We start from the raw sequence: 21,875 nt of genomic DNA, 5'->3' as shown, positions 1-21,875 counted from the left end.
CAGTCAGGGCATCAGGAAACTTCAGAGGTCATTTACATATTCGTTCAGATCTGCTTTCACAAAATCGTGTATCTGGTCAATAATTTCAGCGGCCTTTGCCTTCAAAATGCCATTTTCTGAGGCAATTTCCAGAAACTCTTTTTTTCCGGGATTTCTTCCGTTATAGTTCACAGATGTTGTGTGTTCGTTATAGGCGGTTGTGCTGAAGGTCAGATCATATGCCGGAGCTAATTTCCAGACGCGCTTCTTTTTATCATACAGAAACGAAAAGTTTTTGGAATGGTCATCCTGGTTGTGACTGAAAACGTTGAAACAGGCAATGCGAAACATCTGCAGAATTTGTTCTTCGCTGTGGCAGGTCAGGATATCCGTCATCCTCAGCAGGGAAGAATAATCGAGAGACGGCTGGTCAAACGCCAGTTCAAGAAGCCCCTTCACCGTTACTATGTGCTCCTTTAATCCGCCTTTCCGGTCAAACCGTTCGCTTCCGAAATAACCCCTGCATGTATCAGAAGGAAACAGACGGGTGCGGCTCATCGGAATGCCGCATTTTACCGCACACTGCGCGTACCGGTACTCCATCAGGCCGCTGTCCGGTATATCATGACGGGTCTGGAATTTTATCATCCATTCTTTCCCTTCCAAGGAGAGATAAATCTTAGGTCTTGTTCCACCGGTACTCCCGCCAAGCCGGAATAATGTGTCAAGATTTTCCGCATCCTCAGACTTCAGGACACGGCTGCATTGTTCCTGAATTTCATCCAGTGACAGGGCTGTTCCGATTTCTTCCTCAAAATGTTCCGCGGGGCGGTACTCCAGGTCGCCGATGCCGTTTTCGCCTACAATCGCGAGCCGGTCCAGCACATTGAGGCTGTCGGGGCGAATTCCTCTTTTTCCGAGCGCGCGGTCAACCAGCAGACGTCCCCAGGCATCCGGCAGGGAATCCTCGAACACACCGAAAAGTCCGCTGCAGTTCATATTCGCGGGAATATGCACCTCTGTGTCAAGCGGAAGCGAAAAAGGGGAAATAGAGAATCCGTTTCTAAGCCACACAGGGCTGTATTGAAATGCGGCGCGATGGTCAGGCATCATGGCCAGATCACCAACTTTGATCCCGTCAATAGATACATCCAGTCTTTTCGTATTTCTCATAATCCTTCACTACCTCATCAATCGAAGCATATGCCTTCCGGGAAAAGAGAGCGTCGATTTCTTTCGCCATATCCAGCGCCGCGGCGATTTTCGTCAGTCCTGACAGAGAAATTTCACCGGTCTGTTCAAACTTTTTATAGGTCCCGTAGGGGATATTGCATTTGTCTGCAAACTGAATTTGTGTATAACCTCTTTTTTTTCGCTGATATCGGACTCGTTTTGCCAGATCTTTATCAATTTCACTTATCGTTTTTAGAAGCATTGCAGTCTCCTTTCTGCTTAAATAGTATCAAATTCTTTAAAAATATCCCTAAATCTGATATTATTATATCATATTTGAATGTTAAGCATATATGAAAAAATCCGGTTGACATCTGAAAACCAGTATAATATACTAGGTTGTGCGTCAGGCGCAGGGGTCATGCGAACCTGTGCTGCCTACCCTTTATCCGGGGTGTGGCTCAGTTTGGCTAGAGCGCCTGGTTTGGGACCAGGAGGCCGCAAGTTCGAATCTTGTCACCCCGATGTGTGCAGGTGTAGTTCAATGGTAGAACACCAGCCTTCCAAGCTGGATACGTGGGTTCGATTCCCATCACCTGCTCTTACATGCCGCGGGGCATGTACGTGTTTGTAGCTCAGCTGGATAGAGCAACGGCCTTCTAAGCCGTGGGTCGGGGGTTCGAATCCCTTCAAGCACGCGGACAGCAGATGGGCTGTTTTCTAATTTTATACATATGGTGGATGTAGCGTAGTTGGTTAACGCGCCAGATTGTGGCTCTGGAGATCGGGGGTTCGAGTCCCTTCATCCACCCTGCCGTGATGGCGAAAAGAGATAGTGGGCTATCGCCAAGCGGTAAGGCACAGCACTTTGACTGCTGCATGCGCTGGTTCGAATCCGGCTAGCCCAGTTCTGGAGCATTAGCTCAGGTGGTAGAGCACTTGACTTTTAATCAAGTTGTCCGGGGTTCGAGTCCCCGATGCTTCAGTTTTTTTTGTCCGCGGTTATGGCGGAATTGGCAGACGCGACGGGTTTAGGTCCCGTTTCCAGCGATGGAGTGCAGGTTCAAGTCCTGTTAACCGCATACGAAAAGTAATGATGAGTTCAGTGTTCCGGCGGGAGAATGGATCTGTACATTCTCCCGCCGGATTTTTTTACATCTTCACGCCTCCGCCGCATCCGTCCCGGCTTTTCCGGGGCTTTTTCGGTATTTACATTTTTACCGGGAATTTGTATACTGAAAACATGTCAGGAGTCAGCCTGACGCATGAACAGCCAATTTTACAAAATCATAGCATGATAGGATGAATTGGAAACCTGGCCGGCAGTTCTGGCGGCCCTGCATATTCGCAAAATTCTCAGAATATTTCCCAATTTATTTGTTCTAAGCTCCTGTCCGGCAGGGGAGCATTTCCTATTTTACACAGAGGTATAAGATGAATTTAGATATTATGAAGGAACGCTACGAGTCACTTCCGGTTGTAGAACTTCGCGCAGTGGCCAAGGCAAGAGGAATGAGGGGGATTTCCGCTCTTCGGAAGGAAGACCTGATTATCCGGATGCTGGAGGAGGATAAAAAGGAAGCGAATCAGGAAGAGCAGGAAAAAACAGAGACCGCTGCGGCCCGGAACGATACAGACCAGCGGCAGGAAGAGAAAAAGGAAGACAAGAAGAAAATTAAGAAAGCAGCAAAAGAAGAAACAGCAGAAGCGGAAACGGAAACAAAGGCGGAAACAGAAACAACAGCAGAAGCGAAAACAGAAATGAAAACAGAAACGGAGGGCGCAGAAAAGGAAAACGCCCCTGAGAAAACAGCCCGGGAAAAACAGAAACGGAACGGAAGAACCAGACGCGGCATCCGGCAGAAGGACACTGTGGAGAACAGAAGAAATGAGAATCCGAGGACTGCCCGCGGAGAAGAAACAGCGGTTCGCGGCGAAAGGCATAACGGGCTGAAAGAAGAATCGGAAACCCGCAGGGAAAGAAAGAACAGTACAAGGGCGGGAGAAGAGCCGCACGGCGAGAGAAGAAACTCTGCCAGGGCAGAGGAGGAATCCCGCAGCGAGAGAAGAAGTACGGCCAGGACGTCGGAAGAGCAGCACAGCGAGCGCAGAACCTTCTCCAGAACCGAGGAGGAGCCGCGAAACGAGCGGCGGTACGGACAGGGCGAAGACGAGACAGACTTGGATTTCAAGAAGGACATCCGCGCGCTGGACAGCGGCAATGAGGCGGCTGGAATTCTTGAGGTCATGGCGGACGGATACGGCTTCATCCGCTCCGATAATTTCCTTCCCGGAGAAGATGATGTTTATGTTTCTCCGTCACAGATCCGGAAGTTCGGCCTGAAGACGGGAGACATTGTCTGCGGAAACACCCGGAATAAGAGCCAGACAGAGAAATTCTCCGCGCTTCTGTTTGTAAAGAGCATCAATGGAATGCCCCCGTCCATGAATACGCGCCGCAGGAATTTCGAGGATATGACCCCGATTTTCCCGAACGAGAGAATCCATCTGGAAAGACCGGGCGGGAGCACGGCCATGCGTATTGTGGATCTGGTCAGCCCGATCGGAAAAGGGCAGCGAGGCATGATTGTCTCCCCGCCGAAGGCAGGAAAAACTACCCTGCTCAAAGATGCGGCCAAATCCATTCTTCAGAATAATCCGGAAATGCATATCATTATTCTCCTGATTGACGAGCGTCCGGAGGAAGTGACTGACATGAAGGAGACGGTAAAGGGACCGAATGTGGAGGTCATCTATTCTACCTTTGATGAGCTGCCGGAGCATCACAAGCGTGTGTCGGAAATGGTGATAGAGAGAGCCAAGAGACTGGTGGAGCTGGGTCAGGATGTAATTATCTTTATCGATTCCATCACCCGCCTGGCCCGCGCCTATAACCAGGTAGTCCCGCCAAGCGGAAGGACGCTTTCCGGCGGTCTGGATCCGGCGGCGCTGCATATGCCGAAGCGGTTTTTCGGAGCGGCGCGGAACATCCGGGAGGGCGGAAGCCTGACCATTCTGGCGACTGCGCTGGTGGAAACCGGAAGCAAGATGGACGATGTGGTCTATGAGGAGTTTAAGGGAACCGGAAACATGGAGCTGATTCTGGACAGAAAGCTTCAGGAGAGAAGGGTGTTCCCGGCCATTGATCTGGCCCGCTCCGGAACCAGGAGGGAAGATCTGCTGCTCAGTCCAGATGAAATAGCCGCCGTCACACAGATGAGGCGCGCGCTGAATGGCATGAAGGCGGACGAGGCAGGAGAAACCATTATCAACCTGTTCGCCCACACCCGCACAAACGCGGAGCTGGTCCAGATGATCCGCAGACAGAGGATATTCTGAGGGGATATTCTGAGTGTAAAATAACATCTTGCATTTCACATGGCGGTGTGATATTATAGTCAAGCTGTTAGAAAAAATTAAGCATTGGAAGAGGTGAGAACAGTGAAAGAGGGAATTCATCCGGAGTATTATCAGGCTACAGTGACCTGTAACTGCGGCAATACATTTACCGTCGGATCCACAAAGAAAGAGATCCATGTCGAGACTTGCTCCAAATGCCATCCGTTCTACACCGGACAGCAGAAGGCAAGCAACGCACGCGGCCGCATCGAGAAATTCAACAGAAAATACGGTCTTAATAAGTAATTTCGTTTGCCGTGGAACGAGAATGATGAACAGGAGGGTTGAGAATTATTTCTCAGCCCTTTTTGTATATCAGCGGCGTGGGATATCTCGATAGTGTTTGCAAGTACTCGCTCTTTCCATTATCATTAAGAGCATAAAATCCCTGCCTTCAGGCATGGGGATATAAGCGGCCGCAAACAGATCCTTGTATTAGACAATGATACAAATAGACTTGTCTGCGCCGGAGCAGCAGATAAGAAGAAGGGCAGAGAAGGACACCGGACAGGAAGAACGGCAGAAAAGAGCACCAGGCAGGTAAAACGGCAGATAAGAACAGCAGAAAGGCGAAGGAGCTGATGAAATATTCCGGAATTGGCGGACAGGCAGTCATGGAAGGCATCATGATGCGCAACGGGGACCGGTATTCGGTCGGTGTGCGCAGGCCGGACGGAGAAATAGAAGTAAAGGTGGAACCTTACAGAGGCGTTCTTACCAATCAGACACTGATGAAAATCCCGATTATCCGGGGAGTGGCCGCGTTTGTAGATTCCCTTGTCATCGGAATCCGCAGCCTGATGTATTCCGCCACTTTTTATGATGATGAGGAAGAGGAAAAAAGGAAGGCGGAATCCATGACCAGGGAGGAAAAGGAGGCGTATGACGCCAAAAAAGCCAGAGAGGATAAGGCTTTTCTGACCGGCACGCTGTTTTTTTCCATTGTGCTGGCGGTTGCCGTGTTTATGGTGCTTCCTTATTTCCTGACCACGCTCCTGGAGAGGGCGGTCAGTACCCGCTGGGTGCTGAACCTGTTTGAATCGGTGATCCGCGTCGTCATTTTTCTGGGATACCTGTTTCTGGTTTCCAGGGCGAAGGATATTCAGCGCACCTTCGAGTACCACGGTGCGGAGCATAAATGTATTAACTGTATCGAACACGGACTGGAGCTGAATGTGGAAAATGTGCTGAAGAGCTCCAGGGAGCATAAGCGCTGCGGCACCAGCTTTCTGTTCTTTGTGATCATCGTCAGTGCTGTTTTTCTGATGTTTATCCAGACAGACAGCCATGTGCTTCGTATCGTTTACCGGATTCTGCTGGTTCCGGTGATCGCGGGAGTTTCCTACGAGATTATCAGGCTGGCGGGGAAGAGTGACAACTTCTTTGTAAATCTTCTCAGCATGCCGGGTCTCGCGCTTCAGCGGCTTACGACAAAGGAACCGGACGAAAGCGAGGCGGAGGTGGCCATTTCCGCGGTAGAGGCTGTGTTTGACTGGAAGGCCTGGCAGGCGGAAAATCTTTAGAGCGCAAAAGCAGGAAAGGCAGGCGGAAGAATGCCGGACCGTCATACAGAAACTAAAGCAGAAAATAAAATAGAAAATAAAACAGAAAACGGACAGCGTGCGAAAACTCCACACACCTATCAGGAGTGGCTTCATTACGGAAAAACGCTGCTGCAGGAGCAGGGCATTGCGGACGCGGAGACGGACGCCTGGCTGCTGATGGAATATGTCAGCGCTATTACAAGAGTGTATTATGCCATGCATGGCCGTGAGAAGATGGATGAAGCGGAGGCGCAGACCTATGAAGGACTGTTAAAAAAAAGAGCAGCCCATATTCCTGTGCAGTATATCATGGGCGAGGCCTGGTTTTACGGCTATTCCTTCCGGGTAACGCCGGATGTGCTGATTCCCAGGCTGGACACAGAGGTTCTGGTGGAACAGGCGGAGCTGCGGATAGAGCCCGGCATGAACATCCTGGACATGTGTACGGGAAGCGGCTGCATCCTCCTGTCGATTTTGAAACGGCATTCCGTTTCCGGCGTCGGGGCGGATCTGTCGGAGCGGGCGCTGGATGTGGCAAGGAGCAACCAGAAACGCATCGGGGTACGCGGGGCGTCCTGGATCAGGAGCGACCTCTTCCAGAATATCGGCGGCACCTTCTCTATGATTATATCGAATCCGCCGTATATCGCTTCGGCGGAAATAGAAACGCTTTCTCCGGAAGTGCGGGATTATGAACCCAGACAGGCTCTGGATGGACGGGCAGACGGCTTGTATTTTGAGAAAAAAATAGCGGAAGAGGCGCGGAAACATCTGAAACCAGGCGGGTGGCTGCTGCTGGAAATCGGATGCGGGCAGGGAAAAGAGATGAAGCAGTACCTGGCCGAAGCAGGCTATCAAGAAGTGGAAATTGTCAAAGATCTCGGCGGTAATGACCGGGTTGCGGCAGGGAGGACAGAACATGTTTGAAAAGCTGGAGGATGTTCAGATCCGGCTGGAAGAAATTGTAAGAATGATCGGGGATCCTGCAACGGCAGGGGATGCCGGGAAAATGCAGAAGTTGCTGAAGGAGCAGGCAGAGCTTCAGCCGGTTGTAGAGATGTATCAGAAATGGAAGGAAAACCGGCAGACAATAGCGGACAGCACAGAGATGCTGGAGGAAGAGGAAGACCCGGAAATGCGGGAGCTCCTGAAAGAGGAGCTGAATGAGGCAAAGGACAGGGAGCCGGAGCTGGAGAAACAGCTTCAGATTCTGCTGCTGCCCAGGGATCCCAATGATGAAAAGAATGTCATTGTGGAGCTTCGGGCCGGAGCCGGAGGGGATGAGGCCGCCCTGTTCGCCTCGGAAATCTACCGCATGTACGTCCGGTATGCGGAGCGGAGAGGATGGCGGACGGATCTGGTCAGCCTGAATGAAAACGGGCTCGGCGGTTTTAAGGAATGTACCTTCAAGATCATCGGCAGAGGCGCGTACTCCCGGATGAAATACGAGAGCGGCGTGCACCGGGTGCAGCGGGTTCCGGAGACGGAATCCGGCGGAAGAATTCACACCTCTACCATGACAGTGGCTGTCATGCCGGAGGTAACGGATGACATAGAAATTGAGATCCCGGAAAAAGACGTCCGCATCGACGTGATGCGTGCTTCCGGAAACGGCGGGCAGTGCGTCAATACGACCGATTCGGCGGTCCGGCTGACCCATTATCCGACGGGCATCGTTATTTATTCCCAGACGGAAAAGTCCCAGATTCAGAACAAGGCGAAGGCCTGGGCGCTTCTGCGTGCCAAGCTGTATTTTATGGAGATGCAGGAGCGGCATGACAGAGAGGCGGAGGAACGCAGGAGCCAGATTGGAACCGGCGACCGCTCCGAGAAAATCCGCACCTATAATTTTCCGCAGGGGAGGGTGACGGATCACCGGATTCATCTGACCCTGCATAAAATAGACAATATCATGAACGGGGATCTGGATGAGCTGATAGACGCGCTGACGGCGGCGGATCAGTCCGCAAAGCTGGCAGAAAGCGCAAAGCAGGCATCCTGAAGCAGCAGGGACGAGACAACGGCGCAAAAATAGAATATGCGTGTAAGCGGCACGGGAGTGCTGAACGCGGACGTGTGGCGGAAGCTTTGAAGCACTGTCTCCACGCGTCGTGAAGGGGTGGCAAAAGGTATTTCGACGCCCACAACATATTATGTAAGGAGAGGGATATGAAAAAAACAACACTGGCCGTTATGGCAGCGGGAATAGGAAGCAGGTTCGGCAAGGGAATCAAGCAGCTGGAGCCGATGGGACCCGGCGGGGAGATCATCATGGATTATTCGGTTCATGACGCCATCGAGGCGGGCTTTGACCGGGTTGTGTTCATTATCCGGAAGGATCTGGAAAAGGATTTCAGGGCGATTATCGGGAACCGCATGGAAAAGAAGATTGAGGTGGCATACGCGTTTCAGGAACTGGATGATCTTCCGGGGAATTTCACCAGACCGGCAGACCGCACAAAGCCCTGGGGCACCGGACAGGCAATTATCGCCGCCAAGAATGTGATCCATGAGCCTTTTGCCGTCATCAATGCCGATGATTACTACGGAAAAGAGCCGTTTGTCCGCCTTCATGACTGGCTGGTCGGGGAGCATGAGGGAGAACCGGGCATTCAGCAGATTGCCATGGCCGGGTTTATTCTCGGAAACACGCTCAGCGACAACGGGGGAGTGACCCGAGGGGTCTGCAGCATGGACGACCGGAACCGCCTGATCGGCGTGACGGAGACCTCCAATATTGTGCGGACTCCGGACGGGGCGGCTGTCCAGACAGAAAACGGTCTGGAACCGATTGACGCCGCCAGCCGTGTCTCCATGAATTTCTGGGGACTGCAGCCGGAATTTATCGACTTGCTGGAAGAAGGATTTGTGGACTTCCTGCAGAATGTAAAGGAAGGAGATATCAAGAGCGAGTTCCTGCTTCCTGTTTATATCGACCGCCTGCTGAAAGAAAACAGGGCTGTCGTACAGGTGCTGGAGACCAGTGAGACTTGGTTCGGCGTCACCTATCAGCAGGATAAGGATGCCGTTAAGAAGGCTTTTGCCGATCTTACGGAAAAGGGTGTTTACCCGAAATATCTGTAACCGGAACCGCAGACTCTTCAGAAGTAAAAGTAAAGCTGCAGCATCATTATACGAGGGAAAAACATGGGAAAATATTTTGGAACAGACGGTTTTCGGGGAGAGGCAAATGTCGGACTGACGGTAGAACATGCCTATAAAGTAGGACGGTTTCTGGGCTGGTACTACGGAAAAGAGCACCGGGCGCAGATTGTAATCGGGAAGGACACCCGCCGGTCCAGCTATATGTTTGAATATTCTCTGGCGGCAGGTCTTACGGCCTCCGGAGCGGACGCGTATCTGCTCCACGTAACGACGACGCCAAGCGTTTCCTATGTCGTTCGTACCGAGCAGTTTGACTGCGGGATCATGATATCCGCCAGCCACAATCCCTTCTACGATAACGGAATCAAAATCATCGCCGGATCCGGAAGGAAAATGGACGCGGCGGTGGAGGAGCAGATCGAAGCCTATATTGACGAGGGGGTTCCGGAAATCCCGTTTGCCCTCCGGGAAAACATCGGCCGCACCATTGATTTCGCGGCGGGCAGGAACCGCTATATCGGCCATCTGATTTCCATCCCCACACGCTCCTTCAAGAATATGCGTGTAGGTCTGGACTGCGCCAACGGCAGCGCCTCTTCGGTGGCCAAGAGCGTGTTTGACGCCCTCGGAGCCGAGACCTTTGTGATCCACAATGAGCCGGACGGAACCAATATCAACAGGGAGTGCGGTTCTACCCACATCGAGTCTCTGCAGAAATTTGTAAAAGAAAAACATCTGGACTGCGGCTTCGCCTACGATGGGGATGCGGACCGCTGTCTTGCCGTGGACGAGGATGGAGAGCTGGTAGACGGAGATAAAATCATGTTTATCTGCGGAAAATACAGGAATGAGTGCGGAAAACTTTCCGACCACACGATTGTCTCTACCGTCATGTCCAATCTGGGACTGAAGAAAGCCTGCGAACGGGATGGCATGAAAACGGTACAGACGCAGGTCGGAGACAAATACGTCTGCGAAAACATGATGGAGAACGGCTATGATGTCGGCGGGGAACAGTCCGGCCACATCATTTTTATGAAGCATGCGACGACCGGAGACGGGATTCTGACCTCGCTGATGCTGATGGGAGTCATGCTGGAGAAAAAACGCAGCCTGGGTAGCCTTGCGGGAGAGATTACCCTGTATCCGCAGCTTCTGAAAAACGTACGGGTGGCGGACAAGAAGCAGGCGCAGGAAAACAAGGCAGTCCGCGCGGAAGTGGAGAAGGTTGCCGCGGCGCTGGGCTCTGACGGCCGCATTCTGGTCAGAGAGAGCGGAACAGAGCCGCTGATCCGTGTTATGGTGGAGGCAGAGACGGAAGAACTCTGCGAGACCTATGTGGACCAGGTGATAGATGTGATCCGCGCCCAGGGGCTGGCGGTGGAGTAATTTTCCCGTCATCAGCAGCGGCACGGCGCGAAAGCAGCACAGCAGCGAAGTGGCACGGGGCGTCTGCCTTTTCACGACGGCAAGACGGGAGTCCGGCTGCGCAGTAAAAGCTACAGGCCGCGTAAAGGGCAGAAAGATTCGTTCCGTGAATGGAAACCGGCGGAAACATGGAGAGACACGAAGCCGGCAGGTGATTTTGTATCGAAAACGATAAGGGGATTATGACAGGAAAAGGTTTCAGAAAAACAATATGCGCGCTGGGTATTGCGGCGGTTCTTTCCGGATCCCTGACGGGGTGCGGGACCGAGAAGCAGCCTACCACGTATGAGCTGGGAATGGAGGCTCTGGAGAAGGGGAGCTACACAGAGGCCGTGTCCTATTTCCAGGATATGTTAGATAACGAGACGGGGATGGAGGCAGAGGCATACCGGGGACTGGGAATTGCGGCGGTCCGCCAGAAGGATTACGCGACGGCCATTTCCTGGTTCCAGAAGTGTCTGGACGCCATTCCGGAGAACCGGAATTATATGGACTTTACCGAGGACGTTCTGTTTTATCAGGCCAATGCCTATACCAAGAACGGCGATACCGATAAGGCCATGAATATCTACAACCAGCTGCTCACGGGGAAACACGCGGGGAGAGCCTACCTTCTCCGGGGCATTCTGTACGCGGACGACGGAAAGTTCGGACAGGCCGGGCAGGATTTCCGGAAGGCCGTGGACAGGGACGACAGCTATGAGGTCTATCTGCAGATTTACACCTGCTATGCCAGGAACAACCGGGAGGCGGACGGCGCGGCTTACCTGAAAGAAGCGCAGGAGAAAATTCCCCAGACCCCTGAGGAATACTACGAGATGGGCCGGATCAATTTCGAGCTGAAGGATTACGACGCAGCCATCAGCGACCTGAAAACGGCGGTGGAGGGAAATGTGGACGGCGCCATTATGCTGCTTGGCAGGATCTATCTGCTGAACGGCGATACAGACAGTGCCAGGGAACTTTTTCAGTCCGGTCTTTCCACGGAGGGGCAGGCATCGGTCTGCTATAACGGGCTTGCTCTCTGTGATATCGCGGACGGGGACTACGACAGCGCCCTGAACAATATTTCCAGCGGACTTTCCTCCGGTGACGGAAAGGTTCAGGAAGAGCTTTTATTTAACGAAATCATTGTTTACGAGAAGAAGCTGGATTTCACAACGGCACTGGAAAAAGCGCAGGCCTTTGCGGAGTCTTATCCGCAGAACACCGATGCCGCCAGAGAACTGAAATTTCTGCAGAACCGGACAGAGGCCACGCCTCCCGCATCTTCTTCTGAATCCTCAGGGGACACGGGAAGTGCAGGCGGCACGGACAGCACCGGAACAGACACAGAAGCGGGCAGCGGCATCGGTACATCAGACGGAACGACAGAAAGCGGCTATGGAGACGGAAGTACAGATACTTTGGGAACGTATGCCGGGACAGACGGGACGTACAGCGACGGAACGTATGCCGGGACGGACGGGACGTACAGCGACGGAACGTATGCCGGGACGGACGGGACGTACAGCGACGGAACGTACGCCGGGACGGACGGCGCATACGGGGACGGGACATACAGCGGAAACTGACACGGACAGCGGTGTCCGGTCCGCAGACAGCAGGGGAGAAAGCAGAAAGCATGTTTGAAAACAAGGCATTCCGGGAGAGAGCTATTTTATTCGCCATCACCTGGGGAAAAGAAGAAGAGACGCAGATCAGCCTGCGGGAGCTGCGCGCGCTGGCGGAAACTGCCGGGGCAGAGACCGTAACCAGCCTGGTGCAGCCCCGTGAGTTTCCCGATCCCGGCACATACCTGGGACGCGGAAAGCTGGAAGAGCTGCGGGAGATGACCGTGCTGATGGACGCCACGACGGTGATCTGCGACGATGAGCTCTCTCCCGCGCAGATGAAAAATCTGGAGGAAGAGCTGGGCTGCAAGGTCTGCGACCGGACGCTGCTGATTCTGGATATCTTCGCGGGGCGGGCAAGAACCAGCGAGGGAAAAATCCAGGTGGAGCTGGCACAGCTCCGTTACCGTCAGTCCCGGCTTGCGGGACTGGGAAAATCCCTCTCCCGTCTGGGAGGAGGGATCGGCACCAGGGGTCCCGGCGAAAAAAAGCTGGAGATGGACAGGCGGCTGATCGCGGACAGGATCAGCGCACTGAAAAAAGAGCTGGAGCTGGTAAAACGGCATCGGGATGTGCTGCGGAAAGGACGGCTGAAAAGCGGAAGAAAAACCGCGGCGATTGTCGGGTATACCAACGCTGGAAAATCCACGCTCCTGAATGTGCTGACGGATGCCGGTGTACTGGAGGAGGACGCGCTTTTCGCGACGCTGGATCCGACCACCCGCGCGCTGACACTCCCCGGAGGGAGCGAGGTGCTGCTTACCGATACGGTCGGTTTTATCCGCAAGCTTCCGCATCTTCTGATAGACGCGTTTCACAGTACGCTGGAGGAAGCGGCCCTGGCGGATATTCTGATCCATGTCGTGGATGCCTCCAGCCCCTATGCGGAACAGCAGATGGAGATTGTATACCAGACTTTGAGGGAACTGGGCGCGGAGGGCAAGCCGGTCATTACCCTGTTTAACAAGCAGGATCTGGTGACAGAGGAAAAACATCTGCACGATTTTCAAGCGGATTACGCGATTCCGGTCTCAATCCGGCACAGGGAAGGACTGGATCGGTTTCTGGAAATATTGGAACAGGTGGTAAGAGAAGGTCAGATTCTGGTGGAGCGGGTTCTGCCCTATCAGAACGCCGGAATCATCGCGCAGATCAGGCAGACAGGACAGATTCTGGAGGAGGAATATCTTGCAGACGGAATCCGGATCCGTGCCTATGTTCCGGAGGATCTGTACGGAAGACTACAGGAGGTTGATTGAAATGCAGAAAATTGCGGATGTATTCAGCAGAAGCGGCGTGCAGGCCCTTTTTATCACAGACCCGCACAACATGGGCTATATTTCGGGCTTTAACGGGGAGGGCATGCTTTATATCTCCAAAAAGCAGAAAATCATCATCACCGACTCCCGTTATACGGAGGCGGCGGAAAAAGTCTCCGCCGGGCGGGGATTTCATGTGACAGAGGAAAACGCGGCGCACAAGCGCAAGAAGATCCTGCAGGATCTGATAGAGGAAGACGGGGTTAGCATTGTCGGGTACGAAGACCGTTTCATGCACTGCTATGATTTCAGCCGCTTTGTCAACTGGCTTCCCGCGGTTCAGCAGTGGCTTCCGCTGGAAGACCAGATCACCGCAATCCGTCAGATCAAGACGCCGGAAGAGCAGGAAATCATGGCGCACGCGGAGGCGATCGGAGACGCTGCCTTTGCGGATATATTAAAGGAAATACGGCCGGGCATGACAGAGCTGCAGCTGGCGGCAAAGCTGGAGTATCAGATGAAAATGCACGGAGCCACAGGCTTTTCCTTCAGCACCATCGCGGCTTCCGGGCTGAACTCCTCCATGCCTCATGCCGTGCCGGGGGAAAAGGTGATTGAGAACGGAGATTTTATCACCATGGATTTCGGCTGCATCTGGAAGGGCTACTGCTCCGACATGACCAGAACGGTTGTCGTTGGAAAAGCGAATGAGAAGCAGAAGGAAATTTACGGCATTGTTCTGGAGGCGCAGACGGCGGCGCTGGACGGACTTCATGCAGGGATGACCGGACGGGAAGCGGACGCGATTGCCAGGGACGTGATTACAAAGGCCGGCTACGGCTCCTGTTTCGGCCATGCGCTGGGTCACAGCGTGGGGCTTTATATCCATGAAAAGCCGGCCCTTTCTCCGGCGGACCACACTGTGCTGGAGCCGGGGATGGTAGAGACCGTGGAGCCTGGAATCTATATTCCGGGATTCGGCGGGGTGCGGATCGAGGATATGGTGATTATTACAGAAAACGGAATCCGGAACCTGACATCTTCACCTAAGGGGCTGATTGAGCTGTAAACAGTCTCTCTTTCCGGACCCGGCAGCCCACAAGGTGTGTCCGCATCTTCCGGGGCAGCGGATTGAGCCCCGGTTTTCACTGCCGGATTCGTGAAAGACAGCAGAAATCCGCTGTTTCAGCGGTTGTTTCTGCGTCAGCTGTAACGGACGGGTTTGCAGAGGCAGCAGAAAAGGGGCAGAAGTTTCCGGCAAAACATGGTACGATAGAGACGAAACATAAAAAAGAACGCGGAGGGAAAGGAGCAGGGAACCGATGGAAAAGACTGATCTGTTTCAGGAGCTGAAGAACAACGCATATCCCGGAAGAGGAATTGTGATCGGACGCTCCGCGGACGGCAAACACGCAGTAATCGGATATTTTATCATGGGACGCAGCGAGAACAGCAGAAACCGTGTGTTTGTGGAGGACGGGGAAGGAATCCGCACACAGGCTTTTGATCCTTCCAAAATGGAGGATCCCAGCCTGATTATCTACGCGCCGGTTCGGGTTCCGGACGCTGTGCACACGATAGTCACAAACGGCGACCAGACCGATACGGTTTTCGACGGCCTGAAGGAGGGGAAAACCTTTGAGGAATCCCTGCGCAGCAGAGAGTTTGAGCCGGACAGACCGAATTATACCCCCAGGATTTCCGGCCTCCTTACCGTGGAAAACGGAACCTTCGGCTATCAGATGTCCATCCTGAAGAGCAACGACGGGGATCCTTCCCAGTGCCTTCGCTATACGTTTGACTACAGCGCGGCTCCTGCCGGAGAGGGACACTTTATCTCGACCTACAGGCACGACGGCAGTCCTCTTCACAGCTTCGAGGGAGAGCCGAAAAAAGTGGACATCCCGGATGACATTGACGCGTTTACCGGGGCGCTCTGGAACAGCCTGAACAGCGAAAATAAGGTTTCCCTGTTTACCCGTTATATTGATATTCAAACCGGGACGTATGAGTCGAGAATTGTCAACAAGAACAAATAAGAGCAGACAGGACATCAAGACCGGAACGCCCGGGATTGGCAGACCCTTTCCGGCGCCGGGAAGAAAGGAAGCAAGCGATGAATGAACTGCAGTTAAAATACGGATGCAACCCGAATCAGAAGCCGTCACGCATTTATATGGCGGACGGCAGGGATCTCCCGATTCAGATTCTGAACGGCCGTCCCGGCTATATCAATTTTATGGATGCGTTAAACGGCTGGCAGCTGGTGACAAATTTGAAGCAGGCTACAGGGCTTCCGGCGGCGGCGTCCTTTAAGCATGTCTCGCCGGCAGGGGCGGCAGTCGGACTTCCGCTCCCGGATGTCCTGAAAAAAATCTACTGGGTGGAGGAGTACGGCGATCTGTCCCCGCTGGCGTGCGCCTATGCCAGGGCAAGAGGGGCGGACCGTATGTCGTCCTTCGGGGATTTTATATCTCTCTCGGATGTCTGCGACGAGGACACAGCCATGCTCATCCGGCATGAGGTATCGGACGGCGTCATTGCTCCGGGGTACACGGAAAAAGCGCTGGAAATCCTGAAGGAAAAAAAGAAGGGCGGCTATGTCGTCATTCAGATGGATCCGGAATATGTACCGGAGCCGCTGGAGCACAGGCAGATTTTCGGCATTACCTTCGAGCAGGGAAGGCAGGAGTTAGCGATTGATGATCAGCTGCTCTCCAATATTGTCACCGAAAACAAGACAATTCCCGCGGAGGCCATGAGAGATCTGAAAATCTCCCTGATCACCCTGAAGTACACGCAGTCCAACTCCGTCTGCTATGTGAAGGACGGGCAGGCCATCGGCGTGGGAGCAGGGCAGCAGTCCCGCGTGCACTGCACAAGACTTGCGGGAGGAAAGGCGGACAACTGGTGGCTGCGCCAGAGTCCCAGAGTTCTGGAGCTTCCGTTCCTGGAGGAGATCGCGCGTCCGAACAGGGACAACGCGATCGATGTGTACATTGGAAACGATTCGGAAGATGTGCTGCGGGACGGCGAATGGCAGAAGGTGTTCAAAGTGAAGCCGGATCCGTTTACTGCGGAGCAGAAGCGGGAGTGGCTGGACAAAATGACCGGTGTATCACTCGGTTCCGATGCGTTCTTCCCGTTCTCCGACAACATCGAGCGGGCGGTAAGAAGCGGCGTCAAATATATCGCGGAGCCGGGCGGGTCCATCCGGGACAAGGAAGTCATTGACTGCTGCGACAGATATGGCATAGCCATGGCGTTTACCGGAATTCGCCTGTTCCATCACTGATTCGGCAGAAAGTCCCAGACAGGCAGCGTGCGGGAAAATACCCTGCTGGTATTGCCGATGCAGGAACTGTCCTGCCAAGTTTCCGCGCGGGGCTTTCGTTTTTAATGGAATGGCGAAATACAGAGCTGTCATGTCTTGCCTGCGCGCAGGGACAGCCGACAGAAAAGCGGTGTACAGGAACAGATGAGAAAGATGGAATTTAAGATGGAGCGGCCGGGACTTGTACAGGAGGGACAGGAGGTGGATGTGACAGAGAGCTCGCTTCCTGCCTCCTACTATTACACGATTATCCCGGCTGTTGCCATGAGCAAAAATTATCAGCCGTATGAGAGGCTGAAGTCACGAAAAGGAATTGTCAGGGAAGTCAAGGACACACCCAGGGGCTTTTATGTGGTCGTGGAATTTGACGAAGAAGAACCGAAATGAGGCAGAAAACAACGAAGGGAAAAATGCAGGCGGAGCATCAGGTGCATCCCATCCCGCCGTTCTATGACGAGAATTCCAGAATTCTGGTGCTGGGGAGCTTTCCTTCAGTGAAATCCAGGGAAACCGGCTTTTTCTACGGACATCCGCAGAACCGCTACTGGAAAATGATGGCGGAAATCTTCGGAGACGGTCAGAAAACGGCGGTGCCAGAGACCATACCGCAGAAAAAGGAATTCCTGCGGCGTCATCATATCGCCATGTGGGACACCATAGCGGCATGCACCATCACCGGATCCAGTGACAGCAGTGTGCGGGATGTGGTTCCGAATGATATCAGTGAAATACTGAGAACTGCCGATATCCGCCGTATTTTCTGCAACGGCGCCACATCCTGGAACCTGTACCGGAAATACATTCTTCCTGTGACAGGCAGAGAGGCGGAAAAAATGCCTTCCACCAGTCCGGCCAATGCGGCCTGGAGCCTGGAGAGGCTGGTGGATGCCTGGAAAGTGTGCCGGGTATACGCGGAGCAGGATTGAAAAAGGCATATTTGGCGTCAGACTAATTATAAAAATACCGGAAGTTCAGGAAGCATTAAAAGAACACGGAGAAAGCTGAAATGAAAGAATACGAGACAGTCTGGGAAATTTTCAACAAGTGCCCGAACAATCAGATGCGGGACGTGTTTATTGAAGAGATTCAGTGCGAGGATCCGGAGGCTTATATCCGTCAGAAATTTGCGGATAAGGTTCTTCAGTATGACAAGACGGTTCAGCCGGACGGGACCATCGTGTTTGATATTGTTACATCCGGCATTAAGCAGAGATATACCTTTACGGAAATCTGAGAGCAGAAGGAAAAAGATCGTGTAATCATGAATGGGCGGCAATCAGTACGTCTGCCCATATCCATGCATCAGAAAAATATATGAAATTCAGCGCCTGTGCCGCCGTCGGCGGGAATTGGGCGGGGAGGAAATTAAAAATGGATAAATCAGAATTTCAAGTGGAAGAAAATCCTTATTCCAACATCCGGCATATGATCGGTGTGGTAAGCGGGAAGGGAGGAGTCGGAAAATCCCTGGTTACAGCGTCTCTGGCCAATCTGATGGCGCTGCAGGGATACCGCGTCGGCATTATGGACGCGGATATCACCGGACCGTCCATACCCAGGATGTACGGCATTCACGGCCCGGCCGTGGGAGACGACAACGGGCTCTATCCGCTGGAAGCCGATAACGGCATCAAGATCATCTCCACAAACCTTCTTCTGCCGAATGAGGAAGACCCGGTCATCTGGCGGGGACCCGTCATTGCCAACATGGTGAAGCAGTTTTATACCGACGTCATCTGGGGAGAGCTGGATTATCTTCTGGTGGACATGCCTCCGGGAACCGGTGATGTTCCCCTCACGGTATTCCAATCGCTTCCCCTGGATGGTATTATCATTGTCACCTCTCCGCAGGATCTCGTGCGGATGATTGTCTCCAAGGCCGTCCACATGGCGGAGAAAATGGATGTCCCTGTTCTGGGTGTGGTGGAAAATTACAGTTACATGATCTGTCCCCACTGCGGAGAAAAGATTTCGGTATTCGGCGAAAGTCATCTGGAAGAGGCGGCGGAGGCGGAGAAGCTTCCGGTTCTGGGCAGGCTTCCCATCAATCCGGAGTATGCCCAAAAAGCGGACGCCGGCGATTTTGCCGGGGTCGCCAACGACGGCCTTGACCGGGCGGCAGAAGTCCTGCGGGCGATGAATGAGAATAAGAGCTAAAGTTTTGCGGATAACCGTGCGGGAAAAGATCCGGCGGAACCGGGAATAACGGCGGAAACAAGGCTGCAGTGAATCAGGAGGAACCAGGCAGGGAAAGACGGATGAAAGACGAAGAAATTATCATACGGACATCCGTCCGGGCGCTGGTAGAATTTATTCTCCGGAGCGGAGATCTGGACAACCGCCGGGGAGGGTGGGCCGAGCGGGAGGCAATGGCCGCCGGAAGCCGCGTGCACCGCAAGGTGCAGGGACGCCGGGGAACCGGTTATCAGGCGGAGGTGCCTCTTCGCTGGCAGAAGAAAGAGAAAACCTACACCCTTGTGGTGGAGGGAAGGGCAGACGGAATCCTGACGGCAGGCAAAAATGCCATGATCGAAGAAATTAAGGGCGTCTATGCCGATCTGGAACGGATCACGGAGCCGGTCAATGTCCATCTGGCGCAGGCGATGTGCTATGCCTGGATCTACGGCTCACAGAATAATCTGAAGAAGATCAGGATCTGCATGACCTATGTCAACCTGGAAACCGAAGCCGAGAAGAAATTCATGGAGGAGTACACGCTGGAGGAACTCCGGGACTGGTTCATGAATCTGATCGCGGAATATGAGAGGTGGTCCGATTTTCAGGTGCACTGGACGGAGAAGAGGAATGCCTCTGTCCACGGCCTGGAATTTCCCTTCCCCTACCGGAAAGGGCAGCACGAGCTGGTTGTCGATATTTACCGCACCATCCTGAGAAAGAAACAGCTTTTCGTACAGGCACCTACCGGGATCGGAAAAACAATGTCCGCTGTTTTCCCGGCGGTTCATGCGCTGGGAGAGAGAAAAGCGGACAAGATTTTTTATCTGACAGCCAGAACCATCACCAGAACGGTAGCCGAGGAAGCGTTTCTGATCCTCCGCGCGAAGGGAGTCTCCTGCAAATCCATCACCATCACAGCTAAAGAAAAAATGTGTATTCTGGACGAACCGGACTGCAATCCGGCGTCCTGTCCCCGCGCAAAGGGACATTTTGACCGGGTGAATGCGGCCATCTTCGAGATGCTGACCGAAGGCCGGGACTACACACGGGAGACCCTGCAGCAGCAGGCGGAGAAATGGAATGTCTGTCCGTTTGAAATGCAGCTGGATCTCTCTTATTTTATGGACGCGGTTATCTGCGACTATAACTATGTGTTCGACCCGAACGCGAAGCTGAAACGCTATTTCGGCGAGACGGGAAAGACCGGAGATTACCTTTTCCTGATTGATGAGGCGCATAACCTTGTAGACCGGGGCAGGGAGATGTACAGCGCGCAGATTTTCCGGGAGGATTTTCAGGACGCGGGAAAACTGGCAAAGGAAGTTCTGGCTCACCTCGATCAGACGGAGACAACAGGCTTTCCCGACGATAGTGGGGCGTCATTATTCTCTGAAACAGGGGTTCTGCAGGCAGGAACCGGGGAAGGAAGGAAGGCCGGGGCCGAAGCGGCTGCAGAGAGATCAGGAATTCCTGCGGAAGCAGCAGAAACAGGAGAACAACCCGCAGCAGTGACAGAGAGAGCTGTAATTCCTGCGGCAGCAGCGGAAACAGGAGAATTATCTGCAGCGACGACAGTCCGCCGGAAAAGCAGGGCGGACGAGAAGGAAAGAAAACGAAGGCAGAATCTCCGTTATAATTTGACCCGGATGCGGAAAACACTGCAGAAGTGCAGCCGGATCATGCTTGCCTACCGAAAGGAACAGGAAGCCCAGGAGGAATCGGAGGCCTGCGTGGAGGCGGTTTGGAAAAATCCGTTTGACGAATCCGGGGCAGGCAGGGGCCGGAACGGTCTCCGCAGAAAATATTTCAAGAGAAATTCCGTGGAAGAACTCTTCACGCAGCTGGTCAATCTGGCCGGGCAGACGGAGGAGGTTCTTTCCGACATGGGGGAAGGAGAACATCGGAAATCGCTTCTGAATTTTTATTTTCAGATCAGTGACTTTTTGAATATCGGCGACCTGCTGGATGAGAATTATGTGGTCTATTCCGCCGTTACCCGTCAGGATCGTTTTCTGCTCCGCCTGTTCTGTGTCAATCCCGCGCGGAATCTCCAGAACTGCCTGAACCGGGGCGTATCAGCGGTCTTCCTCTCCGCAACGCTGCTTCCCGTCCGTTACTATATGAGCCTTTTAAGCAGCCGGACGGACAATTACGCGGTCGCCATACCCTCTCCCTTTGACAGGAATAACCGTCTGCTTCTGATCGGACAGGATGTCAGCACGCTGTACAGCCGGAGGACGGCAGGGGAGTTTGAGAAAATCGCGGATTATATTTACGCGGCCGCGTCCGCCCGGAGAGGCAACTATCTGGCTTTCTTTCCCTCCTATCAGATGCTGCAGGATGTCTCGGAGATTTTTTCGGAAAAATACCCGGAGGAAAAAACCGCTGTTCAGGAGCCCTGCATGGAAGAAAAGCAGCGGGAAGAGTTTCTTCGGATGTTCCAGTCCGCGCCGCCGGAGGGAACAGGAAGAATCGGTTTCTGCGTCATGGGAGGAATCTTTTCGGAGGGAATTGACCTGACCGGGGAACGCCTGATCGGCGTGATCATCGCAGGCACAGGGATCCCCCAGATCGGGGAGGAACGGGAGCTGCTGAAAAATTATTATGACCGGAAAAACGGGAGCGGCTTTGATTATGCCTACCGGATTCCCGGAATGAATAAAGTGCTGCAGTCTGCAGGAAGAGTCATCCGCACGGCTCATGACAGGGGAGTCATCCTTCTTCTGGACAGCAGATTTGACATGCAGGAAAACCGGAGGCTGTTTCCCGCCGACTGGCGGGAGGACGCAAGACTCTGCAGCCTGAGTAATGTGAAGGACAGCCTTCAGAGCTTCTGGCAGGAGGACTGAACATTCTGTTCCGC

At 53.4% G+C, this 21,875-nt stretch carries 19 protein-coding genes and 7 tRNA genes; 24 read left to right on the top strand and 2 right to left on the bottom strand.

Features of this window, described 5'->3' with window-relative positions:
• Positions 1–21 precede the first annotated feature (21 nt).
• Positions 22–1,152, bottom strand: a complete 1,131-nt coding sequence (locus FYJ60_RS02550) for a type II toxin-antitoxin system HipA family toxin (protein WP_154456994.1) — start codon at positions 1,150–1,152, stop codon at positions 22–24.
• Positions 1,118–1,414: a helix-turn-helix domain-containing protein gene (locus FYJ60_RS02545; RefSeq protein ID WP_154456993.1), complete on the bottom strand. Its 297-nt coding sequence runs from the start codon at positions 1,412–1,414 to the stop codon at positions 1,118–1,120. The genes FYJ60_RS02550 and FYJ60_RS02545 overlap by 35 nt, the downstream gene beginning before the upstream one ends.
• A 188-nt stretch (positions 1,415–1,602) precedes the next feature.
• Here FYJ60_RS02545 and FYJ60_RS02540 point away from each other — a divergent pair.
• The 24 genes from FYJ60_RS02540 to FYJ60_RS02425 all read left to right on the top strand — a co-directional run bounded on the left by FYJ60_RS02540 (position 1,603) and on the right by FYJ60_RS02425 (position 21,861).
• Positions 1,603–1,677: transfer RNA gene (locus FYJ60_RS02540), tRNA-Pro, on the top strand.
• A gap of 5 nt (positions 1,678–1,682) precedes the next feature.
• Positions 1,683–1,753: transfer RNA gene (locus FYJ60_RS02535), tRNA-Gly, on the top strand.
• 23 nt (positions 1,754–1,776) lie between these two features.
• Positions 1,777–1,850: transfer RNA gene (locus FYJ60_RS02530), tRNA-Arg, on the top strand.
• A 39-nt stretch (positions 1,851–1,889) separates the two neighbouring features.
• Positions 1,890–1,963 (top strand) — tRNA-His (locus FYJ60_RS02525).
• Positions 1,964–1,988: 25 nt separating this feature from the next.
• A tRNA-Gln gene (locus tag FYJ60_RS02520) sits at positions 1,989–2,060 on the top strand.
• A gap of 4 nt (positions 2,061–2,064) precedes the next feature.
• Positions 2,065–2,137: transfer RNA gene (locus FYJ60_RS02515), tRNA-Lys, on the top strand.
• A 13-nt stretch (positions 2,138–2,150) separates the two neighbouring features.
• Positions 2,151–2,234 (top strand) — tRNA-Leu (locus tag FYJ60_RS02510).
• Between the two features lie 352 nt (positions 2,235–2,586).
• Positions 2,587–4,491 (top strand): transcription termination factor Rho, encoded by a 1,905-nt coding sequence (gene rho / locus FYJ60_RS02505; protein WP_330579080.1) that lies wholly within the window; start codon positions 2,587–2,589, stop codon positions 4,489–4,491.
• 102 nt (positions 4,492–4,593) lie between these two features.
• Positions 4,594–4,797, top strand: coding sequence for a 50S ribosomal protein L31 (rpmE, locus tag FYJ60_RS02500; protein WP_330579079.1), 204 nt, complete (start codon positions 4,594–4,596; stop codon positions 4,795–4,797).
• Between the two features lie 335 nt (positions 4,798–5,132).
• Entirely contained in the window at positions 5,133–6,074 is a 942-nt protein-coding gene (locus FYJ60_RS02495; protein ID WP_154456991.1) for a DUF1385 domain-containing protein, read from the top strand.
• Positions 6,075–6,104: 30 nt separating this feature from the next.
• Positions 6,105–7,022, top strand: coding sequence for a peptide chain release factor N(5)-glutamine methyltransferase (gene prmC / locus FYJ60_RS02490; RefSeq protein WP_154456990.1), 918 nt, complete (start codon positions 6,105–6,107; stop codon positions 7,020–7,022).
• Positions 7,015–8,097: a peptide chain release factor 1 gene (gene prfA, locus FYJ60_RS02485; protein ID WP_154456989.1), complete on the top strand. Its 1,083-nt coding sequence runs from the start codon at positions 7,015–7,017 to the stop codon at positions 8,095–8,097. The genes prmC and prfA overlap by 8 nt, the downstream gene beginning before the upstream one ends.
• A 167-nt stretch (positions 8,098–8,264) precedes the next feature.
• Positions 8,265–9,179, top strand: a complete 915-nt coding sequence (locus FYJ60_RS02480) for a nucleotidyltransferase family protein (protein ID WP_154456988.1) — start codon at positions 8,265–8,267, stop codon at positions 9,177–9,179.
• A gap of 63 nt (positions 9,180–9,242) precedes the next feature.
• Positions 9,243–10,589 (top strand): phosphoglucosamine mutase, encoded by a 1,347-nt coding sequence (glmM, locus tag FYJ60_RS02475; RefSeq protein ID WP_154456987.1) that lies wholly within the window; start codon positions 9,243–9,245, stop codon positions 10,587–10,589.
• Positions 10,590–10,810: 221 nt separating this feature from the next.
• Entirely contained in the window at positions 10,811–12,202 is a 1,392-nt protein-coding gene (locus FYJ60_RS02470) for a tetratricopeptide repeat protein (protein WP_154456986.1), read from the top strand.
• A gap of 50 nt (positions 12,203–12,252) precedes the next feature.
• A complete protein-coding gene (hflX, locus tag FYJ60_RS02465; protein WP_154456985.1) occupies positions 12,253–13,500 on the top strand; it encodes a GTPase HflX in 1,248 nt (415 codons plus the stop codon).
• 1 nt (position 13,501) lies between these two features.
• On the top strand, positions 13,502–14,569 hold the full coding sequence (locus FYJ60_RS02460) for a M24 family metallopeptidase (protein WP_154456984.1): 1,068 nt from the start codon (positions 13,502–13,504) through the stop codon (positions 14,567–14,569).
• Positions 14,570–14,822: 253 nt separating this feature from the next.
• On the top strand, positions 14,823–15,539 hold the full coding sequence (locus tag FYJ60_RS02455; protein WP_154456983.1) for an IMP cyclohydrolase: 717 nt from the start codon (positions 14,823–14,825) through the stop codon (positions 15,537–15,539).
• Positions 15,540–15,616: 77 nt separating this feature from the next.
• Complete coding sequence (locus tag FYJ60_RS02450) at positions 15,617–16,795, top strand: phosphoribosylaminoimidazolecarboxamide formyltransferase (protein WP_154456982.1); 1,179 nt, start codon at positions 15,617–15,619, stop codon at positions 16,793–16,795.
• 183 nt (positions 16,796–16,978) lie between these two features.
• Complete coding sequence (locus FYJ60_RS02445) at positions 16,979–17,221, top strand: hypothetical protein (protein ID WP_205838930.1); 243 nt, start codon at positions 16,979–16,981, stop codon at positions 17,219–17,221.
• Complete coding sequence (locus FYJ60_RS02440) at positions 17,218–17,760, top strand: DNA-deoxyinosine glycosylase (protein WP_154456980.1); 543 nt, start codon at positions 17,218–17,220, stop codon at positions 17,758–17,760. Before FYJ60_RS02445 ends, FYJ60_RS02440 begins: the two co-directional genes overlap by 4 nt.
• 80 nt (positions 17,761–17,840) lie before the next feature.
• A complete protein-coding gene (locus FYJ60_RS02435) occupies positions 17,841–18,068 on the top strand; it encodes a hypothetical protein (RefSeq protein WP_154456979.1) in 228 nt (75 codons plus the stop codon).
• A 137-nt stretch (positions 18,069–18,205) separates the two neighbouring features.
• On the top strand, positions 18,206–18,991 hold the full coding sequence (locus tag FYJ60_RS02430; protein WP_235903289.1) for an Mrp/NBP35 family ATP-binding protein: 786 nt from the start codon (positions 18,206–18,208) through the stop codon (positions 18,989–18,991).
• 101 nt (positions 18,992–19,092) lie between these two features.
• Positions 19,093–21,861 (top strand): ATP-dependent DNA helicase, encoded by a 2,769-nt coding sequence (locus FYJ60_RS02425; protein ID WP_154456977.1) that lies wholly within the window; start codon positions 19,093–19,095, stop codon positions 21,859–21,861.
• Positions 21,862–21,875 lie beyond the last annotated feature (14 nt).

Source organism: Bilifractor porci (assembly GCF_009696005.1).
GTDB classification, from domain to species: domain Bacteria; phylum Bacillota; class Clostridia; order Lachnospirales; family Lachnospiraceae; genus Bilifractor; species Bilifractor porci.
This window is presented reverse-complemented; position numbering and strand designations above follow the sequence as displayed.